The organism is Gordonia sp. 11cp (genome assembly GCF_057767225.1).
In genome coordinates this window covers 5,030,004-5,051,383 of record NZ_CM173437.1, presented here as the reverse complement: position 1 = coordinate 5,051,383, position 21,380 = coordinate 5,030,004, and the positions used below count along the sequence as shown (strand labels likewise).

The window sequence follows — 21,380 nt, the reverse complement described above, 5'->3', positions numbered from 1 at the left end:
GAAAGCGAGAGGACACGACCGGATCGCGCCCCGATTCCGTCAGCGTCCCCGGGTTGGTCTACGCTGCGTAGTACTAGGTGCAAGAATTGCTGTGTGTTGACGGCAAGACCTTGCCCCGTGCAGGTCATGTGGCATGCACTCACCTCGGCGCAAGGGCGCCGGTGAGCGAGCAGGAAGGCGTGAAATTGGCACACGGTGGACGGCCCCGAGCGAGGCGTGTCTCATCAGCGTCGCGGACGATGAAGCGACTGGGATTCGTCGCCACTCTCGGCCTCGGCGCACTGCTGATGTCGGGTTGCGACGCCAGTGAGGCGATGCGTTTCGGTTGGCCCGAGGGCGTCACGCCCGATGGCAAAGAGATGGTCGATCTGTGGACCTGGTCGGTCATCGCGGCTCTGGTCATGGGCATCCTGGTGTGGGCACTGATCTTCTGGACGATCACGTTCCACCGTGCGAACGACGCGAAGAAGGGCGTGTTCCCGCGCCAGACCGCGTACAACGTGCCGCTGGAGCTCACCTACACGGCGATCCCGTTCGTGATCATCGCCGTGCTCTTCTACTTCACGGTCATCGTGCAGAACAACGTCGAGAGCAAGAACGACGACTCGAAGGTCGTCGTCGACGTGACCGCGTTCCAGTGGAACTGGAAGTTCGGTTACAACCAGGTCGAGTTCTCCGATGGCACCACCTACAACGGCTTCGAGCAGAACGGCAACCCGTTCGAGGTCCAGGCCCAGACCGGTAGCGGTGCCGAGACCGAGCACGCCGGCAGCGACGAGGGTGGGGAGCACGGTGAGCTTCCCGGTCCGGCCGGCGGTCGTGACGACGACATCCGCGACTACCTCAAGTTCGACAAGATCGAGACGGTCGGCTCGTCGTCGGAGATCCCCGTGCTGGTGCTCCCGACCGGCAAGCGCATCGAGTTCAACATCGCCTCGGCCGACGTCATCCACTCGTTCTGGGTGCCGGAGTTCCTGTTCAAGCGCGACGTCTTCCCGTTCCCGGAGCAGAACGCGACCGACCCGGTCTTCCAGATCAAGTCGATCGACCGGACCGGAGCCTTCGTCGGCCGCTGTGCGGAGATGTGCGGCACGTACCACTCGATGATGAACTTCGAGGTCCGCGCGGTGTCCCCGGAGGACTTCGACAGCTACATCCGTTTCCGTGAGTCGAACCCCGGTGCCACCAACGCGGAAGCGCTCGCCGCGATCTGCCAGGCGCCCGAAGCGGTGACCACGGTGCCGTTCGACACCCGCCGCGCCACCGACGGCAGCGTCGGCGCGACCGGTGACCGGGACAACCCGACCCTCGCCAACTGCACCAAGAAAGTGAGCTGACGATGAAGATCGAGGCACGCCTCTTCGAGATGCTGACCGCCTTCTTCTTTCTGACGGGCGTCGCGTACACCCTCTTCACCGCTTTCACCAGCAAGGGCATCGAGTGGGTCGGCGTCGTCGGCCTGTTCTTCGCGGCGGGCCTGACGCTCATCGCGGGCACGTTCTTCCGGTTCGTCGCACGGCGCGTCGAGATCCGCCCGGAGGACTACGAAGACGCCGAGATCGAGGACGGCGCAGGCGAGCTGGGCTTCTTCAGCCCGCACTCCTGGTGGCCGATCCTGATCGCGCTCGGCGCCTCGACCTTCGCGGTCGGCTTCGCCACCGGCAACTTCTGGCTGGCGATCTTCGCCGCGGTGGTGATCATGGGTACCGCGGCGGGACTCGTCTTCGAGTACCACGTCGGCCCCGAGAAGCACTGAGCCCACGCGCACCGCGCGCGATCACGAACCGAGACGAAGCGCCCCACCGGTGATCCGGTGGGGCGCTTCGCTGTCCCGCGGTCGGGGCGTGTCGCTCGGGTCAGGACCGCCGGCGGGCGGCGGGCCGGAACACCTTGAGGGCGCGATAGTCCACGCGGAAGTCGGCGTGGGAGTACGAATCCTCGACCTCCCCGTCGTGCGAGACCGCGACCGGACCGTCGACCGCGGTGAACCGGAACTCGGGCACCTGCATCTCGTGGTAGAGACGCGAGCGTTCGAGGCGTCCGGCGGCCAGCGAGCCGAGCAGCCGCAGCGTCGCCCAGCGATGGCTGGTCTCGAGGATGCGCACGTCGAGGAGTCCGTCGTCGAGCCGGACACGGCGGGACGGAAGGAATCCGGTGGGCTGATAGATCGAGTTGCCCACGAGGAAGAGCGACGCATCGAGCACACGGCCTTCCACCTCGATGCGCACATGGGGATCCTTGCGGAGGACGTGCAACACCGCGGCAGCGGTCGCGAGCGGACGGCTGATCCGCCGCTGCAGACGCCGGCGTACCCGGACGAAATCGGGGTGAGCGCCGATGCTCGCGGTGTTGAGGATCAGTCGGGAATCATTGAGCCACATAGCGTCGACCCGGGACGCCGACCCCGCGCGGATGGCCTCGATGGTGGCGTCCACCGTCCCACACCCGATGTCGCGGGCGAAGTGGTTGAAGGTGCCGGCGGGGAAGACCGCGAGGGGAATGTCGGCGGCGAGCGCCGGCCCGGCCGCGCACGCCGCGGTACCGTCGCCACCGGCCACGCCGAGGATCGTCGCGCGGGTCGCGACTTCGGCGAAAACGGCTGCCATGTCGTCGGTCTCGTCGAGCTCGACGATCTCGGCGGCCGGTAGCCGGCCGCGGATCGTCTCGACGACACGTCGCCCGCGGCCATCCGCGGAACCCGGGTTGACGACGACGACCAGACCTGCCCCGTCCGGGTTGCGGTCCACGTCGACGACGGACGGGGCGGCCAGGGACAGCGACGGCTCGGTGATGGGCGGAATGACGCGCGCGCCGATGGTCGCGATCACGGCCCCGATGCCGAGCCCGGCGACCACGTCACCCGGGTAGTGGGCTCCGGTCGCCACGCGGGACAACCCGACGAGCCCCGCCAGGGCGGACAGCAGCAGGCCCGCCGGCGGATTCTCCACGCCCACCCCGACCGCGAACGCCGCAGCGCTGGCCGAGTGACCCGAGGGCAGCGAGTTCGACGTCGGACGCCGACTGCCCTGTCGTGGCACCGGAATGAGGCCGTGGGCGGGGCGTGACCGTCGGCGCACGCGCTTGGCGCCCTGATTGGTCACCAGGCTCGTCACGGCGAGCGAGACCATCCCACGTGCGGCACCGCGCTGCAGCGACGGACGCCCGGACACGGCCAGACCGGCGGCGACGGCCATCCACAGTTTGGAATGGTCGGCGGCACGCGTGAGCGCCGGCATCGTCACGTCGAGCAGGGGGCTCGGGGAGCGGGCGATCGAATCGTAGATCTCGGCGTCGAGAGTGCCCATCCCGCGGGTGATCTGGGACAGACCGGAACTTCGGGGAGGTAGCCGGTGCATGGGGTCCACCGTGCCACATCGACGACCTGTCGCCGACCGTGACGTGGGGGAGGGGAGTGCGACGTCCCGGAAACGCACCGCGGGCCGTCGAGCACTCGATGGTGCTCGACGGCCCGCGGTGGGTCGTGCGTGGAATTTCTCGCGCGTGGCTACTCGCCGAAGGGGTAGCCGCCCTTGGCCTGCAGCTCGCGGAGAGCCTTGCGTTCGCCCGCCTCGATCTCGTGCTCGAGTTCGACGTTGCGCAACTGTTCCTCCGGCGGATCGGCCGTCAGGATCGAACCGGTACCCGGCGCGCCCGCGGAACCCAGCTTGTTCATCCGCTTGGGCAGAGCCGCACCCTCGTAGGGGAGCGGGATCGGGTGACCATGGCTGTCGACCGGGCCGAGGGGCTGGTGGACCTCGATGTACTCACCCTGCGGGAGCCGCTTGATGATGCCGGTCTCGATGCCGTGTGCGAGGACCTCGCGGTCGCTGCGCTGCAACGAGAGTGCCCAGCGGTACGCGATGAAGTACACCAGCGGCGGCAGGACGATCAAGCCGATGCGTCCGATCCAGGTCGTCGCGTTGAGCGAGATGTGGAACTTGAACGCGATGATGTCGTTCATACATGCGATCGTCAGCAGGATGTAGAACGAGACCGCCATGGCACCGATCGCGGTCCGCACCGGTGCATCGCGCGGACGCTGCAGCAGGTTGTGGTGCGCATCGTCGCCGGTGAGCTTCTTCTCGATCCACGGGTAGGCGAACATCAGGCCGAAGATGATCGTCATGATCAGCACGACCCAGTTCGACATCGGCACCGTGTAGTTGCCCAGGTAGAGCTCCCACGCCGGGAACAGACGTATCAGGCCGTCGGTCCACATCATGTAGATGTCGGGCTGGGAGCCCGCGGACACCTGCGCCGGGTTGTACGGACCGATGTTCCAGACCGGGTTGATCTGGAAGATGCCCGACATGACGGCGAGCACGCCGGTGACGAAGGCGAACATCGCGCCGGCCTTGGCGGCGAACACCGGCATGATCCGGACGCCGACCACGTTCTTCTCGGTGCGGCCGGGGCCGGGGAACTGCGTGTGCTTCTGGTACCAGACCAGCGCGAGGTGCGCGCCGATCAGCGCCAGGATGATGCCCGGGAAGAGCAGGATGTGCAGCACGTACAGGCGCGGGATGATGATCACGCCGGGGAAGTCGCCGCCGAACAGCGCCCAGTGGATCCAGGTGCCGACCACCGGGATACCGAGGACGATGCCGCTCATCGCGGCGCGGACGCCGGTACCCGAGAGCAGGTCGTCGGGGAGCGAGTAGCCGAAGAAGCCCTCGAACATCGCCAGGATCAGCAGGAGGCAGCCGATGATCCAGTTGGCCTCACGCGGACGGCGGAACGCACCGGTGAAGAAGATGCGCAGCATGTGGATGATGATCGACGCCGCGAACAGCAGTGCTGCCCAGTGATGGATCTGACGGACGAACAGACCGCCGCGCACCTCGAACGAGATGTTCAGCGTGGTCTCGTACGCCTTGGTCATCATCACGCCGTTGAGCGGCTGGTAGGCGCCGTCGTAGACGACGCGGGTCATCGACGGATCGAAGAACAGCGACAGGTAGACGCCGGAGACCAGCAGGATGATGAAGCTGTACAGCGCGATCTCACCCAGCATGAACGACCAGTGGGTGGGGAACACCTTGTTGATCTGGCGACGCATGCCCGCGGCCAGGTGATACCGCGAGTCGACTTCTTCGGCTTGAGTGCCGAGGCGTTCGGCGATGCTCATGACTTACGCTCCCAGAATGCCGGTCCGACGGGCTCGATGAAGTCGCCTGCAGCAACGAGGTAACCCTCATTGTTCACCGTGATCGGCAGCTGTGCCAGGGCACGGGCGGCCGGTCCGAAGATGGGCTTGGCGTACTCGAGTGCGTCGAACTGCGACTGATGGCAGGGACACAGGATGCGGTTGCTCCGCTGCTCGTAGAGCGATGCGGGGCATCCGAGGTGGCTGCACACCTTGGTGTAGGCGAAGTAGTCACCGTAGTTGAAGCTCTCCTGCCCCTTGCGCTTCACAGCGCGGGCCGCGTCCTCGGGACGCAGACGGATGAGCATGACGGGATTTCGGACCTGGTGCAGGCCCTCCTCCAACAGGTGGCGGGAGTGTTCGGACTCGCCGAACCCGTCCGAACGACGCCACGGGAACACGGTTTCCATGCCACCGGCGTCGAGATCTTCCGGCCGGACCAGTGCGACCTGGAACGGATTGCCGGTGTCGCGCCGCAGGTAGATGGTCTCGTTGGGTGCTTCTGGCGGGTTGTAGATCGGCGACCAGCCCGAGTGCCACAGCGGCGAGTCGGGACCCTCGGCCCACGGGTTCTTGATGAAACCGCCGAGGAAGGCGACGAGTCCGGTGACGGCGAAGGCGCCGAGACCGAAACCGGCCGAGCCGATGATCATCTTGCGACGACCCAGGGTCGAGGTGGTGCCGGTGTCCTGCAGAAGCCCGACGATCGTCTTCTTGTCGACCTCGGTCGATCCACCGTCGTGACGGTCCTGGACCGAGATCTCGGCGGGGATGAACTTCTTGGTGATGAGGATCATCGCGACGCCGATGGCGAACACCGAGAGGCCGAACGTCACGCCGAGGAGCGGCGTGTTGAACGTGTACCACCAGTAGTTCGGATCATCGGGGAGGGCGAACTCCCAGTGGTTGAACAGGAAGATGCCGAGGCAGGCGAGTGCGGAGACGCCTGCGATGGTGAACCAGATGGCCACCTGACGCTCGGCGCGCTTCTCGACCTTGGTCCCGGGCACCGTGTAACGCTCGGACCGGTGGATGATCTCGACGCCGTCGAGATTGGTGCCGAGTTTGACGAGCTCGTCGGTGCTCATCTGGTCGAGTTCGTCCCGCGACGGGACATCCTTGTCGTTCGCGCTCATGCTCGAGATCCCATCCACATGGCGCCTGCGACTATGGCGATGACGCCGACGAACCACATGACCATGCCTTCGCTGGTCGGACCGAAACCGCCCAGGGCGAGGCCGCCGCTCGGCTTGGCCTCGGAGACGTACTTGACGTAGGCGATCACGTCCTTCTTCTCTTCCGGATCAAGCTGGCGGTTCGAGAACTTGGGCATGTTCTGCGGACCGGTCAGCATCGCGGTGTAGATCTGTGCCTCGTTGACGCCGTCGAGGTTCGGTGCGAACTTGCCCGAGGACAGCGCTCCGCCGCGACCGGTGAAGTTGTGGCACGACGCGCAGTTCAACCGGAACAGTTCGCTGCCCCGACCGATGCTCTCGCCGCGCAGGGACTCCTGCGCGACCGTTCCGTCGGCGTTGCGCGGAACCTGCGGTCCGCCGCCCTCGGCCTGGATGTAGGCGCCGAGCTGATCGATCTGCTCGGTCGTGAACTTCGCGGGCTTGCGCTGGGCCTGGGCCTCGCCGCGCGCCGCGGGCATACGGCCGGTCGACACCTGGAAGTAGACGGCGGCGTCACCGACCCCGAGCAGTGCGGGACCGCGGTCGGGCACACCCTGGAGGTTGGCGCCGTGGCAGGTGATGCACGAGGTCTCGTAGAGCTTGCGACCGTCGTCGATCATCGCGGCGTTGCTCTGGTCGGCGACCGCGACCTGGGGGTCGGGGGTCAGGACCGAGGCGAGGACGCCTGCCATGACGAGACCGGCCAGCAACACGATGGTGCCGGTGGCGCGCCGACGGAGCTTGCGTCGTGTCTTGGCGCGGCGGCCGGCGTCGCGTGCAGAGGAGCGTCGGGCCGAGGCATCGGGTCCGACCTCGGTGCCGCTATCCGACGGACGCGGTGGAGATGAACTCATCTGTGACTCTCTACTAAGCGGGACGGGCTGTTCTTCTAATGCGAGGTCGCCGGTGTCATCGGATGAAGTAGATCGTGACGAAGAGTCCGATCCACACGATGTCGACGAAGTGCCAGTAGTAAGAGACAACGATTGCGGCGGTTGCCTGCGCCGGAGTGAACTTCGACAGCTTGGTCCGGATGAGCAGATAGACGAACGCGATCAGACCGCCGATGACGTGGAGGCCGTGGAAGCCGGTCGTCATGTAGAAGACCGAACCGTACGCGTCCGACGACAGGGTCGTGCCGTGCTCGACCAGGTGGTAGTACTCGTACGCCTGGCCGCAGACGAAGAACGTGCCCATCGCCAACGTGATGACGTACCAGCGGCGCAGGCCGAAGACGTCGCCGCGCTCCGCGGCGAAGACGCCCATCTGGCAAGTCACCGAGGAGAGGATCAGCACCGTTGTCACCGGGATGGCGAGGGCGAGATTCAGCTCGGTCGGCGGCGGCGGCCAGCCGACCGCCGAGTTGGCACGGGCGACGAAATACATCGCGAAGAGGCCAGCGAAGAACATGAGCTCACTGGACAGCCACACGATCGTGCCGACGCTGACCATGTTGGGCCGGTTCAGCGAGTGCACGCGCGAGGTGATGGCTGTTCCTGAGGTACCTACAGCGCTTGTCACATGTGAAGTATGACGGTTCGTAGTAAGCGGTGGCCACCCGGGTCGGAAATTGCCCCCGGGTAATTCTCCCGCCGCAGGTCCGAGCCCCTATCGGGCGGCCGTCGGCGTGTCCGATGAGCGCGTACTGCGGGCCCGCCTCGCTACCGTGTGTTCATGTCGAATTCGGTGCCATCCGGCCCCCGTGATCTCAACGGCCGGGTGGTCGAGCAGGGCCGCCTGGCGCGGCTCCGTTCGCGACTGCGTCCGCGGTCCGAGGCGGGGCCGCTGACGCTGGACGAACGGGTGGAGGTGGTCGCCCGGTCCGACGACGACGCGATCGCGAGTTCGGTCGCGCTGGACGCCTCGTCGTGGCGCGCGGCCGAGGAGGTCATCCTCCGTCACCACGTCGAGGTGCCGCCCGCCCGGCGCGCCGACGCGGCGGCGGTGGCCGCGCTCGACGGCTACGAGTCCGTCGACGACGACCGCTGGGGGCCGAGTCCGCCGGCACTCGAGGACGGGTTCGTGGTCCTGGTCCTGGCGCGCGTCCAGTTGCTCGACGCGATGCATCTGTCGCAGGAACGATCCCGCATGGCCAGCCTCGGCTCGCGACACGGCGGATTCGCCCGCGAGTGGGCCGTCCTCCAGCGTCCGCCGGGCTGAACAGCAACCGGTGGTGTGTCTGGAGAATCACGCGACTGGTCTCCGGCGTTCGACACCGGCCACCTGATTCCGAGACACACCACTAGGCTCTGTCCTCGTGAGCACCGCACAGTCCGACTTCAGCTGGCCGCAGATCCTCGGCAAGATCATCGATCGCCTCGACCTCAGCACCGACGAGGCCGCCTGGGCGATGAACGAGATCATGACCGACAGCGCGACCGGAGCTCAGATCGCCGCCTTCGGCGTCGGCGTGAAGATGAAGGGGGCGGCACCGGCCGAACTCCTCGGATTGTCGCGCGCGATGCTCGAGCACGCGACGCTCGTGGACGTCAGCCGTCCGGCGGTCGACGTGGTCGGTACCGGCGGCGACCGGTCGCACACGGTCAACATCTCGACGATGACGGCGATCGTGATCGCGGCCGCGGGTGTCGCGGTGGTGAAGCACGGCAACCGCGCGGCGTCGTCGAAGAGCGGTGGTGCCGATGTGCTCGAGGCGCTGGGCGTGAACATCTCCCTCGACGCAGCGGCGGTGGCGCGGTGCGTCGACGAGCTCGGGATCGGGTTCTGTTTCGCGCCGGTGTTCCATCCCGCGTTCCGGTTCACCGGCCCGCCGCGCAAGGAGATCGGCATCCCGACCGTCTTCAACGTGCTGGGGCCGCTGACCAACCCGGCGACGCCGTCGCGCGGGCTGATCGGTTGCGCGTTCGCCGACCTCGCCCCGGTGCTGGCGCGGGCCTTCGCCGAACGCGGCGGATCCGCTCTCGTGGTCCGCGGCGACGACGGACTCGACGAGCTGACGACCACCACCACGTCGACGGTGTGGCAGGTCGTCGCCGGTCAGGTGAACGAGCTGACCGTCGATCCCACCGATCTGGGGATCGCACGAGTGGAGTTGTCGTCCCTGCAGGGCGGCGATGCCACGGTCAACGCCGTGATCGCCCGCGAACTGCTGGCCGGGACCACGGGACCGGTCCGCGACGCGGTGCTGCTCAACTCGGCCGGCGCCATCGTCGCGTTCGAACAGGAGGCGCCGATGAGTTCGGCGGAACTGACCGACGCGCTCGGGGAGGCACAGGGCCGCGCCGCCGAGGCCATCGACAACGGCTCCGCCGCGGACCTGCTGCGGCGTTGGGCCGAGCTCAGCCGGCAGCTCGCCGCACCCGCCTGAGGGTGCGTCAGCTCTCGCCGATGGAGAATCCGCCCTCGACGTCGGAGCTGGAGTAGCTGCGGAAGGCGATGTGTGTCGCGCTCTTGAGCACGCCCGGTAGGCGGTTGATCTTGCCGGTGACGACCGTCGCGATCTGTTCGTGGTCGCGGACCCGGATCTTCGCGATCAGATCGACGTCGCCCGCGCAGGAGTACACCTCTTCGACCCCGGGGATGTCGGCGACGGCCTGCGCCGTCTCCGGGATGCGGTGGATGTCGGCCTGGATGAGGACGATGGCAGTGATCATGGCGCAAGCCTAGTGGTGCTCCCCAGGACCAGGCGGCCGGTCAGCTCGCCTGTCGCACGCGAGGTTCCGTGGCGGGCCTGGCCATGCGCGCGTCGTGCGCTGATCGCGACCAGTCGAGGCGTCGTTCGGCCGAGTAGGCCGGCAGCGCGACCGGCTCACTGGTCGCTACGATCCGCGCGCCCGGTTCGGTCATCCAGCGGTAGACGAGACCCACCTCCTCGGCGGGGGCGCCGCGCAGCGGACCGTCTCCGGGCACCACGGTCTCGGCCGCGGCGACCAGCGCGTCGACGACGGGCATGGGGGAGACGCCGCGTCGCGCGCGTCCCGCCGCCGCGAGCCGCCCGTGCCGGATCACCGCGAACTGCCATCCCCGTTCGCCATCGGGCCGGGCGACGACGATCTCGGCGATCGCGCACAACGCGGCCAGTCGCTGACAGCGGGCGAGGGTGTCGATCGTGAGCGCGAGCCGGTCCCGATGGCGTGCCGCGGTCTCGAACATGTGGGCCTGCGCGAGGTCGGCGAGGCGTGCGGTGAGCCCGTCGAGGAGTTCGTCGGCCTCACCCCGCATGAGTCGGCGCGCCGCGGTGACCCGCGGGGAGTAGTCGGGGACCGTCTGCGGCTGCGCGGTGGCCGCCCGGCACGACCCGGGGCGTCGTCTCCCGTCGGCATCGGGACACCAGTGGTAACCGTTGGCGCCGAGCCGCTTCGTACACGTGCGGAGACCGGCGGCCGCCGAGATCACATCGGCGACGGTCGCCGCACCGGTGCGATTCCCCACCGGGCCGATCGACTCGTCGGTGGGTGTGCGGCTGACCTTCAGACGAGGGAACCGCTCCTCGGTCAGGGTGACCCACCATCCCTTGTGCGGCTGCGTCGACCGCCGGTTGTACGCCGGCGCGTGTGCGCCGAGCAGCCGCAGTTCGCGTACCGCCGCCTCGAGCGGGTGGGAGCATTCCACGATGTCGACCCGCTGCGCGAGGAGCACCATCTCGGCGATGCGGCGGCGGGGGTCGCCACCGGTGAAATACGACCGGACCCGACGGCGTAGGTCCACCGCGGTACCGACATAGAGGACCTCGTCGGACGGGCCACGGAAGAGATAGACGCCGGGACGCGACGGGATGTGGTCGGCGAGACCGCGTTTGGCCCGGAGTCGCGGGTCGGTCCGCGGCAGATAGGACGTCAGGTCACCGACGGTGGCGATGCCCTGGTTGCCGACGCGCTCGAGGAGCCGGTGGAAGACCTCCACCGTGGCGCGGGCATCATCGAGTGCCCGGTGCGTGGGGCGCACGGAGACGTCGAACAGGTCGGCGAGGGCGCTGAGCTTGACCGTCGGCGCCTCGTCGCGCGTGAGGATGCGCCGGGCCATGGTCACCGTGCACAGACTCAGGCTGAACGTCCACGGGAGCTGGAGCCGGATCGCGTTCTGACGCAGGAAGCCCATGTCGAACCGGGCATTGTGCGCCACCAGGATCGAGCCGCGGGCGAACTCGAAGAACGAGGGCAGCACCGACTCGATACGCGGTGCGTCGGTCAGCATCGCGGTGGTGATTCCGGTGAGGGTGACGATCTGGGGCGGGATGGGTCGACCGGGGTCGACCAGGGTGGCGAACTCGCCGATGATCTCGCCGCCACGGATCTTCACCGCGCCGATCTCCGTGATCCGGTCACGGGCCGGATCGGAGCCGGTGGTCTCGAGGTCGACGACGACGAGGGTCGTGTCGAAGAGCGAGCGGTCGCTGAACTCGTTCGATGACTCGCCGGTGACCCCCTGATCGGCGGCCTCCAGGTCGGCGAAGGTGAGCTGCCCCGCGGAGGAGCCGGCCACGCTGGTCTGCGTCACCCGGCGAACATTAGTTCGATCCACCGACAGCGCGATGACGGCACACCGCGTACTCGGCCTGTGACTGGTGTGACTGCTGGGTCGACGACTGTTCGACGGGATTTGTCGGTGGGTGCTCCTAGTCTCCACCTGGACGTGAGAAATGCGGTGCTCTCACGGTGACCACGACCCCTACGAGGGCCGACACGGCCCCGCCTCACCAGATGAGATGGAGATCACACCATGTACGTCGACTGTGCACGATGCCCCGCCCGTCCCGTCGCTTGCGACGGGTGCATGATGACGGTGCTGTTTGGCGGTCCGAGCTGGGACGATATGCCCGACGAAGGTGGAGTTTCGGTAACGGCGGCGACGGTCGAGGCGGACGCCGAGATCGACCTCGCGATCGACGTTCTGCAGGCTGCTGCAATGGTGACGAGTGGCGCTGCACGATCTGCAAGATCGGCGAAAACCGCAGTTCAGGCACCAGATCGACGCGCCTCTGTGACGGTCCTCAGGGCCGGCTGAAAATCGGCCGAGGTTTGGCTGTCTGTCGCTTAGTGGACAGAGCGCATCCGATTTCGTAACCTTTCTGAGACCTTTGCGGAGCGTCCCGCTTCAACAGAAGTGGTCCGCAGTAGTCACCGCTCAATCGCCCTTGCGGCGAACCGGGGAACCACAACCTTCGGGCGGGCTCGTCGGAGCGCATCACCACGGATGCGTCTCACGCGAATCCGTTCCGAATCGGGGTGAATCGCGTTGCCACGCATGAGTGTCCAGTGGATACCTCATGCGCGAAACACGCGTAGGGCCACTCTTCCGGCCCGAACCCGACAGCTAACTCGGTCGGCGGTAGAGGAAGATCTGAAGGAGAACTCGCTTCGTGGCCAAACATCGTTTGGAACAGCCCAATCGTGGCAGCACGGTCGCCAAGAAGGCGGTGATCGCCGGATCGATCACGCTCGGTTCGCTCGCCGCAGCCGCCGGCCCTGCTCTCGCCGCCCCGGTCCACACCCCGCTGGGGACTTTCGAGATCCCGGCCCTGCCCGGTGCGAAGGCCCCGGACGCCAAGCCCGCACCCCCGGCGACGCCCGTGAAGAAGTCGCCCGCGGCCACGGTCGAGATCCCCAACCTGGGACAGTTCACCGTGCCGGGCATCGCCCCTGACCAGATTCCCCAGCAGTTCCGTCCGCAGGGCGGCGCGCCCCTGGGCCAGCCGCAGCTGACCGCGGGTGAGAAGGCCGTCAAGGCCGCTGAGAGCAAGATCGGCTCGCCGTACTCCTACGGTTCCGCCGGCCCCAACGCATTCGACTGCTCGGGTCTCGTCTACTGGTCCTACAAGCAGGCCGGCAAGAACATTCCGCGCGACAGCTACGGCCAGCTCGGCGGCGGACGTGCGGTGTCCTACTCCGAAGCCAAGCCGGGCGACGTCATGATCTTCAACGGTGGCGGCCACGCCGGCATCTATGTCGGCAACGGCCAGTTCGTCCACTCGTCCAACTACGGCACGCCGGTCAAGCGCGACGCCGTCAAGGAGTGGACCCTGACGGGAATCCGTCGTTACTGACGACAACTGAACACGGACAGACTGAGCACGAGGGTCTCTGGACGGGCGGATCGCGTGGATTGCGATCCGCCCGAACCAGTCCAGGGGGCCTGTCGGCGCCCTAGGGTGGTCGACGGGACGTGGGGCACGGGTGACGGGAGGCCCGGGTTGCTCAGGATCGACGAGCACACACGAGGGAGTGAGTAGGACCGTGCTGAACGGGGAGGGGCGGGCTCGCGTCATGCGGCCACCCATGCGTTCGCGTCCGCTGATGTTCGCGGTCTGCGTCCTGTCGGCGCTCGCCGTGCTCATACCGACGGTCTCCGGTGGTGTCGGGGACGCCAGTGCGGTGCCCGCGCGCTCGGCCGATCAGCTGCTCGACCGCTACAAGCAGCTCGGCATCGACGCGGAGAAGACCACCGAGGCGATGCACAACGCGAAGATCGAGTACGACAAGCAGCGCGGCATCGTGGCCGCGGCCAAGAGGGCGGCGGCCGAGGCACAGCAGACGCTCGACAGGAGCCGCGCCCAGCTGGCGGTGCACCAGAACCGCGTCGACGCCATCGTGCGCGCCAGCTACCAGGGCGCTCGCGTGAGTGGCCTCTACGCGGTGATGATCAGCGACTCGCCCCAGGCACTGCTCGACCAGATGTCGGGCCTGGACATGATCTCGCGTCAGGCGTCGGCGGATCTCACCGCCATCAAGAAGGTTCGCGCACGCACGGAGATCGCGAAGAAAGACGCCGAGCAGACGGCGGTGGCGGCCTCCGAGGCGGTCTCCCGCGCCGAGCGGGTCCGCGGTGATCTGCAGACGAAGCAGGCCGACCTGCAGCTCCAGGCGATCCAGATCCGGGCGATCTACAAGTCCATGACCGGAAAGCAGCTCGCCGCGCTGCGCGGACCGACCTTCGACTTCGATCCGCGTCTGGTGCCCAGGGGTACCGCGGCCGGACTCATCGCGGTGCAGGCCGCGCTGACCCGGATCGGTGATCCGTACGTGTGGGGCGCCACCGGACCGAACTCATTCGACTGTTCCGGCCTGATGGTCTGGGCATTCAAGCAGGCGGGCAAGACCATCCCGCGGTCGAGCGAGGCGCAGATGGGTGGCGGGACCGCCGTCGACCGCAACGATCTGAAGCCCGGCGACCTGATCATCTACTACCCGGACGCGCATCACGTCGGCATGTACGTCGGCGACGGATATGTCATCCATGCCTCGACCTTCGGCGTCCCGGTCAAGGTCGTGCCGATCGACGAGGCAGGCCCGTACAACTCCGCTCGCCGGTTCTAGACCACGGTGATCTCACGGCGTCGGCGTGCCGGCCTGTCGTCGGCGGTCGTCGCGCTGGTCGTCGTCGGCACGTTCACCGGATGCGGCACGGGTGATCCGCTGGGGGGAGCGAGCCCATCGGCAGGAGCGGAGTCGACGCCGAGTTCCGAGGTCAACGTCTATGAGCGTGATCGTGCCGCGGGGGTGACCAGGCTGCTCGACTCGCTCACCGAGAACGTGCGTTCCGGCGACATACGGGCGATCGGGACCCTGTTCGACACCGCCGCCACCCCCGCGTTCAAGAACAGATTCCTCACCGCGACCAGTACGTTCGCGCCCCGCCGGTTCACGCCGCGCAACGATCGTTCCGGCACTCTGCGGTTCGCGAGGTTCCGGTATCAGCTCGCGCCCACCGAGGAGGCGGAGGTCCTCGTCCCCGGCGAGCTCCAAGAACTCCTCGACGCCGGGGGGAGTTCGGACTCGTGGGTGGTACCGGTGGAGCTGCGCTACGCGCTCGGCGGCGAGACCGTTCCGGGCATCGCCGAGGCCGAGGTGGTCGTCGGCACCCAGTTCGTGGTCGCCCGCCACGGCGACGAGTGGCGCCTCGTCGCCGATGCCGAGGCGCTGGGTCGTGACCCGTCGCCCACCCAGATGTGGGAGCTGCCCGGTCTCCAGGTCGCCGACACCGCGACCGCGGGCGGCACGTCGGTGGTCGCGTCGTACCCGCGAACCGGACCGGCGGTGACGACGCTGCGGCGTGAGCTGCCGGCCGCGGTCGATGCCGTCAGTGACTTCTGGGGCGACTCCTGGGATCGCCGCGCCGTCATCGTGGCGACCGCGACCGACGACGAGTTCAGCGCGCTGGTGCCCGACGGTCGCGCGGCCACCGACACGGCGGCGGCCGCGACGGTGTACAGCAGTCTCGACCTGGTGCAGCGCACCGCGACCGGACAGCGGATCATCCTGACCCCGGCGGTCCGGGAGCTCGCGCCCCCGACACTCGCCGTGGTGCTCCGGCACGAGCTGACGCACGTCGCCGCCCGCACCTCCACCGCGCTCGGCGCGCCGCTGTGGATCACCGAGGGGGTGGCCGAGTACGTCGGCCGCAAAGGCACCTACACGCGGTTCGCCGACGCCGCTCCCGATCTGACCGCGACCGTGCGCGCCGGCGCCGTCCCCGCGGGCCCACCCGCCGACGCCGACTTCGCGATGGACGGGCAGACTTCACAGGTGGCTTATCAGAGTGCGTGGTCGTTGGCGGCCTACGTCGCCGATCGGTTCGACGAGGTCCGACTGAAGAAGATGTACGTGGGGGTCGCGGCGTCGGCCGTGCCCACGGCCCAGGACGCGGCGATCGCCTCGAGCCTGGGGCTGACGCGTGCCGAACTGCTCGCCGGGTGGCAGCGCTGGCTGGTACGGCAGGCCGGCTGATGGCCCGGACGTTGCTGCTCACCAACGATTTCCCGCCCCGGCCCGGCGGCATCCAGTCCTACCTCCAGAATCTCGTGGAGCTGCTGCCCCCGGAGGACGTGGTCGTCTACGCGCCTCGGTGGCGGGGCGACTCGCACGAGAAGTTCGACGCGGCGGCGGCATACCGGGTGTACCGGCACCCGACGACCCTCATGCTGCCCACTCCGTTCGTCGCGCGGCGCGCCGCCGAGATCGTGCGCCGAGAACAGATCTCGACGGTGTGGTTCGGGGCGGCCGCACCGCTGGCCGTCCTGGCGCCGGCGATGCGTCGTGCGGGCGCGCAGCGGATCGTCGCGAGCACACACGGTCACGAGGTCGGCTGGTCGATGCTCCCGGGCGCGCGACAGGTGCTGGGTCACATCGGTCGCCACACCGACGTGATCACCTTCGTCAGCCGCTACACCCGCGGCCGTTTCGCATCGGCCTTCGGTGCCCGCGCGGCTCTGGAACATCTGCCCCCAGGCGTCGACACCGAACGTTTCGCCCCGGATCCGGTGCTGCGTCAGCGGTTTCGCGAACGTCTCGACCTGGGGGAGCGGCCGACGATCCTCTGTTTGTCGCGACTGGTGCCGCGCAAGGGTCAGGATGTCCTGATCCGCGCGCTGCCGTTGATCCGGCGCACGATTCCCGACGCCACGCTCGTCATCGTCGGCGGTGGTCCCTATGCGAAGACCCTGCGCGACCTCGCCGCCGACACGGGGGTGGCGGGTGAGGTGATCTTCACCGGTTCGGTGCCCGCCGACGAACTCGCCGCCTACCACAACATCGCGGACGTGTTCGCGATGCCGTCCCGCACGCGGGGTCGTGGTCTGGACGTGGAAGGGCTGGGCATCGTCTACCTGGAGGCATCGGCGTCCGGCGTGCCCGTGGTCGCGGGCCTGTCCGGGGGTGCCCCGGAGACCATCGAGGAAGGGGTCACCGGCACCGCCGTCGACGGCACCGATGTCGACGCCGTCGCCCTGGCGATCCTGTCGATCCTCGGTGATCGCGCCGCAGCCGCCGAGATGGGCCGGGCGGGACGGCGTTACGTCGTCGAGAACTGGCAGTGGAGCCAGATGGCGGCCCGCCTGCGCCAGTTGCTCTGAGGAGCAACCGGCGTAGGCGGCCCACGCCGCCGGCGCCGGGCTCAGCGCTGGTAGATCGCCTCGATGTCGCCGGCGAACTTCTGCACGACGACGTTGCGCTTGACCTTGAGGGTCGGCGTCATCTCGCCGGTCTCCTCGGTGAAATCGGTCGGCAGGATCCGGAACTTCTTGATCGACTCGGCGCTGGACACCGTCTTGTTGGCGAGGTCGACGGCCGACTGGACCTCGGCCCGCAGGTCGGTGTCGTCGGCGAGATCGGCGACCGTCGCGGACGCCGGCTTGCCGGTGCGTTCCTTCCACGCCGGGAACGCCTCGGGATCGATCGTGATGAGTGCGGCCACAAACGGTTTCGCGTCACCGACGACGGTCGCCTGCGAGATCAACGCATTGGCGCGGATGACGTCTTCGAGTCCGGCGGGGGAGACGTTCTTGCCGCCCGCGGTCACGATCAATTCCTTCTTGCGGCCGGTGATGGTGATGAATCCATCGGCATCCACGGTGCCGAGGTCGCCGGTGTGGAACCATCCGTCGACGACCGCCGATGCGGTGGCCTCCGGATTCTGCCAGTACTCGGTGAAGACCACTCCGCCGCGCAGCAGCACCTCGCCGTCGTCCCCGATCCGAACGGCGTTGCCCGACAACGGCTTCCCGACGCTGCCGATCTTCGATGCCGACGGGGTGTTCACGCTGAAGGCCGCGGTGGTCTCGGTCAGCCCGTAACCCTCGAACACGGGCACGCCGACGCCGGAGAAGAAGTGGCCCAGGCGGGCGCCGAGCGGAGCGCCACCGGAGATCGCCATCTGGCACTCGCCGCCGAGGGCGGCGCGGAGCTTCTTGTAGACGAGCGCGTCGAAGACGCCGTGCTTGACCTTCAGCGCGAGGCCGACCTGCCCCTTCTCCTTCGCCTGCGAGTAGGCGATCGCGGTGTCCGACGCGGCGTCGAAGATCTTGCCCTTGCCGCCGTCGTGGGCCTTCTGGCGTGCGGTGTTGTAGACCTTCTCGAAGACGCGCGGCACCGACAGGATGAGCGACGGTTTGAAGACGGCGAATTCGTCCACCAGGTTCGGGATGTCGCTGGTGTGCCCGACCTCCGCGCCGGCTTCGATGGCGACGAGCGTGATGGCCCGGGCGAGCACGTGGGCGAGGGGCAGGAACATCAGCAGGCGCTTGGAGTCGCGGGCGATGACCTTGTCGAGGATGTCGCCGGCCAGAACCGCCCGTACCTCGGACAGCATGTTCGCGTGGGTGAGCTCGCAGCCCTTCGGACGTCCGGTGGTGCCCGAGGTGTAGATCAGGGTCGCCGGGTCGGCGGCCTTGACGGTGGCCCGGCGGGCTGCGACCTCGTCGTCGTGGACGTCGGCGCCCGCCGCGACGAGCTCGTCGACGGCCCCCGGCGCGCCGGTGCGGTCGATCTGGAAGACGGTGACCGGCGCGGTGAGGGAATCGATGGACTCGAACTCGGCGCGATGTCCGTCGTCCTCGAGGACGATCGCCACGGCACCGGAATCCTGCATGATCCACTCGATCTGACCCGCGGAGGAGGAGTCGTAGATCGGAACAGTGATCGCGCCGGCCGACCAGATCGCGAAGTCGAACAGGTTCCACTCGAGGCGGGTGCGCGACAGCAGCGCCACCCGGTCGCCGGGATTGACGCCGGATGCGATCAGTCCCTTGGCGATCGCGGAGATCCGGGAGGCGGCGTCGGCGGCAGTCACCGGTTCCCACCGGTCGCCCTGCTTGTGGCGGAACACGATGTGCTGCGGTGACCGCTCCGCCAGGCCGAAGATGATGTTCGTGCAGTTCTCGTCGTCGGCGATCGAGAACTTCGCGGGCACGCTGTACTCACCCATCGTGGTTACCCTCCAGTAGACATCAGTGACCGAATCGTATCCCCGCTGCTGAACGGGACTGATCGCGACGTCGGTTTCGGGTGCACTACCCTGCGTCGACGCGAGTATGTGAAGCTAGTGGGCGTGACGAGCATCCAGGTGGCCGACGAGGTCTTCGTCGCCGCGGCACCGCCGTCGGCAGCCGCCGTGATCGGCGACCCCGCCAACTGGCGCAAATGGTGGCCGGACCTCCGTCTGGCGGTCACCGAGGACCGGGGCGAGCAGGGCGTGCGCTGGCGGGTCGAGGGTCCGGTGTCAGGGACGATGGAGATCTGGAACGAGGCGGTCCTCGACGGCTTCGTCCTTCATTATTTTCTCCACGCCGAGCCCACCGGCCCGCTGCCCGAGGACGCGCGAGCCCGGGCCGACGTGCTGGCCGAGGTGAACAAGCAGCGTCGGGTGACGGGCAAGGACGTCTCCTTCGAGGTCAAGAGACTGCTGGAGGACGGCCGTGTCATCGGTGGGCCGGCGGCCGGACACGAGGCCGCCGCACCAGGACGAGACGCGTCCGCGGCCGGGACACGGTGATGGCCGACCACACCGAACGCGACATCGTCATCGGCGCCGACGCCGACGCCATCCTCGCCGTCATCGCCGACTTCGAGCACTATCCCGAGTGGGTGACCGCGGCTCGCGAGGTCGAGGTGCTGCGCACCGATGAGTCCGGCCGCGCCACCGAGGTCCGGTTCATGCTCGACGCCGGAGTCCTGCAGGACACGTATGTGCTTGCCTACGAATGGGATCCGAACACCACAGCGGTCTCGTGGCGCCTGGTGTCGAGTGATCTGCAGAAGGATCAGCGCGGGCGTTACGTACTCACCCAACAGGTTCCGGGATCGACGAAGGTGACCTATGAACTCATGGTCGACCTGCAGGTGCCGATGATCGGACAGCTGAAACGGCGCGCCGAGAAGGCCATCACCGATGCTGCGCTGAACGACCTCAAGAAGAGGGTCGAAGGCTGATCGATCTCACACCCATCCACGTGGTGCTCGGTCCGGGGGGCTCTGGTGTCTCCGCGATCGCAGCCGCCGGCGCGACCCAGCGCCCCGTCGCGAACCGGGCGGCGCGACCCTCGCCCCGATCGGGCCTCGCCGCCGCCGAATCCGACACCCTCCTCATCACCGTCGACCGCTGGTCGCCGGTGCACGAGTGGGCACGGGTGTATCGCCGGCCCGGGGAGCCCGTCGTGGTCTCCAAGTACCTCCACCTGCTGAGCCTGGACCGGCTGGACCTCACCGAACGCACGTGGTCGGCTTTCGTCGACGTCCTCGAGCACACGGTGAGCCGCAGCAAGACGATGCTGCCCGGGGTCGGCACGCTGGCCGGGATCGACGCCGCCGAGCTCACCTCGCTGCCGGGGATCGACGACTTCCTCCTGCTGCGGCGTATCCGGGACGAGGCGGTCAGCGGCCGGTGGCAGCGGATCGTCGTCGACTGTTCCGGGTGTGGTGACCCGCTGCAATTCCTGCGTGGCGGAGCAGTTCTCAGCCAAGCGCTGAATCGGTTCTGGCCTCGGCACCGCCGTCTCGCGATGGCCGCCGAACGTCCGGTGGTCGCCCAGCTGACGGCCGCCGTCGACGCCATCGACCGCGATTGCCTCGACATCGCCGAACTGTTCGCCGACCCCCACGCGGTGGCGGTGCACCTCGTGCTCGCCGCCGACGACCGGAGCCGGCGACTGACCGGTCATCACCTCGCCGCCGCCGACCTCATGGGGCTGCCCCTGGCCTCGGTCCAGGTCAACGGTGGCGTCGGCGCCGAGCCCGTGGCCGAGATCGCCGAGATGGTGCAGGCCGAACTCGCGGCAGCCGACGGCTCCCCATCCGTCCGCGTCCAGGTCGTCGAGAAGTCGGCCGACACGATCGATCGCATGGCCCGGCTCCGCAAGCTCGCGGTGTCGCTGCCGGCGCCGCACGGCATGCCGCGGGGGTCGGCCGCGGCCGAGGTCGAGGCGGGGCAGGGACGCGTGGGCGGCGGGCCGGCCGGCCCGGTGTATCGGCTGTCGTGGCCGCAGCGCCTACCCGATCCGGATTCGCTGGCCCTCGGGCGCAGCGGAGACGACCTGCTGGTGACGATCGCGGGTTTCCGCCACCCGGTGCGCCTGCCGTCGGTGCTGCGGCGATGCACGGTGGTCGACGCCGACTGGGACGGAACGAACCTGGGCATCGGGTTCGTCCCCGATCCGTCGGTCTGGCCCCGGCCCCAGAACTGATCCGGTCACTCTCGGCGCGGAACGGCGATGGTGGAATGAATCCGCCCGAGCGGGGTACGTTCGCCAGACCGCACCGAGTGACTCGGCACGGTACGGTGCCGGTGATCCGGACGACCGACATGCGGGTGGGTGTACCCGTGGGGCCAGG

General features: G+C 68.2%; 20 protein-coding genes and 1 riboswitch. Of the genes, 12 read left to right on the top strand and 8 right to left on the bottom strand.

Going from position 1 to position 21,380, the window contains the following annotated elements; translation table 11 throughout:
• Nucleotides 1–239 precede the first annotated feature (239 nt).
• Together ctaC and AC3B6C_RS22545 are read left to right on the top strand one after the other, a co-directional pair.
• The gene (gene ctaC / locus AC3B6C_RS22550; protein ID WP_044506928.1) at nucleotides 240–1,337 is read left to right on the top strand and encodes an aa3-type cytochrome oxidase subunit II; all 1,098 of its coding nucleotides are present in this window, start codon (nucleotides 240–242) and stop codon (nucleotides 1,335–1,337) included.
• A gap of 2 nt (nucleotides 1,338–1,339) precedes the next feature.
• Complete coding sequence (locus AC3B6C_RS22545; protein WP_010843621.1) at nucleotides 1,340–1,756, top strand: cytochrome c oxidase subunit 4; 417 nt, start codon at nucleotides 1,340–1,342, stop codon at nucleotides 1,754–1,756.
• Nucleotides 1,757–1,856: 100 nt separating this feature from the next.
• Here AC3B6C_RS22545 and AC3B6C_RS22540 read toward each other — a convergent pair whose 3' ends face one another.
• The 5 genes from AC3B6C_RS22540 to ctaE form a co-directional block, all read right to left on the bottom strand.
• Nucleotides 1,857–3,356, bottom strand: coding sequence for a bifunctional phosphatase PAP2/diacylglycerol kinase family protein (locus AC3B6C_RS22540; protein WP_442902709.1), 1,500 nt, complete (start codon nucleotides 3,354–3,356; stop codon nucleotides 1,857–1,859).
• Nucleotides 3,357–3,505: 149 nt separating this feature from the next.
• Nucleotides 3,506–5,128, bottom strand: coding sequence for a cytochrome bc1 complex cytochrome b subunit (gene qcrB / locus AC3B6C_RS22535; RefSeq protein WP_010843623.1), 1,623 nt, complete (start codon nucleotides 5,126–5,128; stop codon nucleotides 3,506–3,508).
• On the bottom strand, nucleotides 5,125–6,282 hold the full coding sequence (gene qcrA, locus AC3B6C_RS22530; RefSeq protein WP_010843624.1) for a cytochrome bc1 complex Rieske iron-sulfur subunit: 1,158 nt from the start codon (nucleotides 6,280–6,282) through the stop codon (nucleotides 5,125–5,127). The genes qcrB and qcrA overlap by 4 nt, the downstream gene beginning before the upstream one ends.
• The gene (qcrC, locus tag AC3B6C_RS22525) at nucleotides 6,279–7,175 is read right to left on the bottom strand and encodes a cytochrome bc1 complex diheme cytochrome c subunit (protein WP_488357962.1); all 897 of its coding nucleotides are present in this window, start codon (nucleotides 7,173–7,175) and stop codon (nucleotides 6,279–6,281) included. The genes qcrA and qcrC overlap by 4 nt, the downstream gene beginning before the upstream one ends.
• Nucleotides 7,176–7,230: 55 nt before the next feature.
• On the bottom strand, nucleotides 7,231–7,842 hold the full coding sequence (ctaE, locus tag AC3B6C_RS22520) for an aa3-type cytochrome oxidase subunit III (RefSeq protein WP_083888978.1): 612 nt from the start codon (nucleotides 7,840–7,842) through the stop codon (nucleotides 7,231–7,233).
• Nucleotides 7,843–7,995: 153 nt separating this feature from the next.
• Here ctaE and AC3B6C_RS22515 point away from each other — a divergent pair, with 153 nt between their 5' ends.
• Nucleotides 7,996–8,481 (top strand): hypothetical protein, encoded by a 486-nt coding sequence (locus AC3B6C_RS22515; RefSeq protein WP_488357961.1) that lies wholly within the window; start codon nucleotides 7,996–7,998, stop codon nucleotides 8,479–8,481.
• A 97-nt stretch (nucleotides 8,482–8,578) separates the two neighbouring features.
• Nucleotides 8,579–9,649, top strand: a complete 1,071-nt coding sequence (trpD, locus tag AC3B6C_RS22510) for an anthranilate phosphoribosyltransferase (protein ID WP_488374209.1) — start codon at nucleotides 8,579–8,581, stop codon at nucleotides 9,647–9,649.
• Between the two features lie 7 nt (nucleotides 9,650–9,656).
• Here the strand turns inward: trpD and AC3B6C_RS22505 are convergent, their stop codons facing one another.
• Both AC3B6C_RS22505 and AC3B6C_RS22500 read right to left on the bottom strand, forming a co-directional pair.
• Nucleotides 9,657–9,935 carry an Lrp/AsnC family transcriptional regulator gene (locus AC3B6C_RS22505; protein WP_014927322.1) on the bottom strand — a complete coding sequence of 93 codons (279 nt, stop codon included), beginning with the start codon at nucleotides 9,933–9,935 and terminating at the stop codon, nucleotides 9,657–9,659.
• A gap of 40 nt (nucleotides 9,936–9,975) precedes the next feature.
• Complete coding sequence (locus tag AC3B6C_RS22500) at nucleotides 9,976–11,778, bottom strand: DEDD exonuclease domain-containing protein (RefSeq protein ID WP_488374208.1); 1,803 nt, start codon at nucleotides 11,776–11,778, stop codon at nucleotides 9,976–9,978.
• A 276-nt stretch (nucleotides 11,779–12,054) separates the two neighbouring features.
• Here AC3B6C_RS22500 and AC3B6C_RS22495 point away from each other — a divergent pair, with 276 nt between their 5' ends.
• From AC3B6C_RS22495 to AC3B6C_RS22475, 5 genes are all read left to right on the top strand, one after another.
• Complete coding sequence (locus AC3B6C_RS22495; protein ID WP_231632728.1) at nucleotides 12,055–12,285, top strand: hypothetical protein; 231 nt, start codon at nucleotides 12,055–12,057, stop codon at nucleotides 12,283–12,285.
• A 107-nt stretch (nucleotides 12,286–12,392) separates the two neighbouring features.
• Nucleotides 12,393–12,624: riboswitch (cyclic di-AMP (ydaO/yuaA leader) on the top strand.
• Nucleotides 12,625–12,640: 16 nt separating this feature from the next.
• A complete protein-coding gene (locus AC3B6C_RS22490; protein WP_014927320.1) occupies nucleotides 12,641–13,324 on the top strand; it encodes a C40 family peptidase in 684 nt (227 codons plus the stop codon).
• A gap of 232 nt (nucleotides 13,325–13,556) precedes the next feature.
• The gene (locus AC3B6C_RS22485; protein ID WP_488376370.1) at nucleotides 13,557–14,594 is read left to right on the top strand and encodes an NlpC/P60 family protein; all 1,038 of its coding nucleotides are present in this window, start codon (nucleotides 13,557–13,559) and stop codon (nucleotides 14,592–14,594) included.
• A gap of 6 nt (nucleotides 14,595–14,600) precedes the next feature.
• A complete protein-coding gene (locus AC3B6C_RS22480; protein WP_488374207.1) occupies nucleotides 14,601–16,004 on the top strand; it encodes a hypothetical protein in 1,404 nt (467 codons plus the stop codon).
• A complete protein-coding gene (locus AC3B6C_RS22475) occupies nucleotides 16,004–17,128 on the top strand; it encodes a glycosyltransferase family 4 protein (RefSeq protein WP_488376369.1) in 1,125 nt (374 codons plus the stop codon). The genes AC3B6C_RS22480 and AC3B6C_RS22475 overlap by 1 nt, the downstream gene beginning before the upstream one ends.
• A gap of 41 nt (nucleotides 17,129–17,169) precedes the next feature.
• On the opposite strand, the gene AC3B6C_RS22470 is transcribed toward AC3B6C_RS22475, so the two are convergent.
• On the bottom strand, nucleotides 17,170–18,978 hold the full coding sequence (locus tag AC3B6C_RS22470) for an AMP-dependent synthetase/ligase (protein ID WP_010843635.1): 1,809 nt from the start codon (nucleotides 18,976–18,978) through the stop codon (nucleotides 17,170–17,172).
• Nucleotides 18,979–19,086: 108 nt separating this feature from the next.
• Here AC3B6C_RS22470 and AC3B6C_RS22465 point away from each other — a divergent pair, with 108 nt between their 5' ends.
• Genes AC3B6C_RS22465 through AC3B6C_RS22455 form a run of 3 tightly spaced genes read left to right on the top strand, consistent with a single transcriptional unit; the run spans nucleotide 19,087 to nucleotide 21,232 of the window.
• Complete coding sequence (locus AC3B6C_RS22465) at nucleotides 19,087–19,545, top strand: hypothetical protein (RefSeq protein ID WP_044506925.1); 459 nt, start codon at nucleotides 19,087–19,089, stop codon at nucleotides 19,543–19,545.
• Complete coding sequence (locus AC3B6C_RS22460; RefSeq protein WP_014927314.1) at nucleotides 19,545–19,982, top strand: SRPBCC family protein; 438 nt, start codon at nucleotides 19,545–19,547, stop codon at nucleotides 19,980–19,982. The genes AC3B6C_RS22465 and AC3B6C_RS22460 overlap by 1 nt, the downstream gene beginning before the upstream one ends.
• Before the next feature lie 20 nt (nucleotides 19,983–20,002).
• Complete coding sequence (locus AC3B6C_RS22455) at nucleotides 20,003–21,232, top strand: ArsA family ATPase (protein WP_010843638.1); 1,230 nt, start codon at nucleotides 20,003–20,005, stop codon at nucleotides 21,230–21,232.
• The last annotated feature ends 148 nt before the right edge of the window (nucleotides 21,233–21,380 follow it).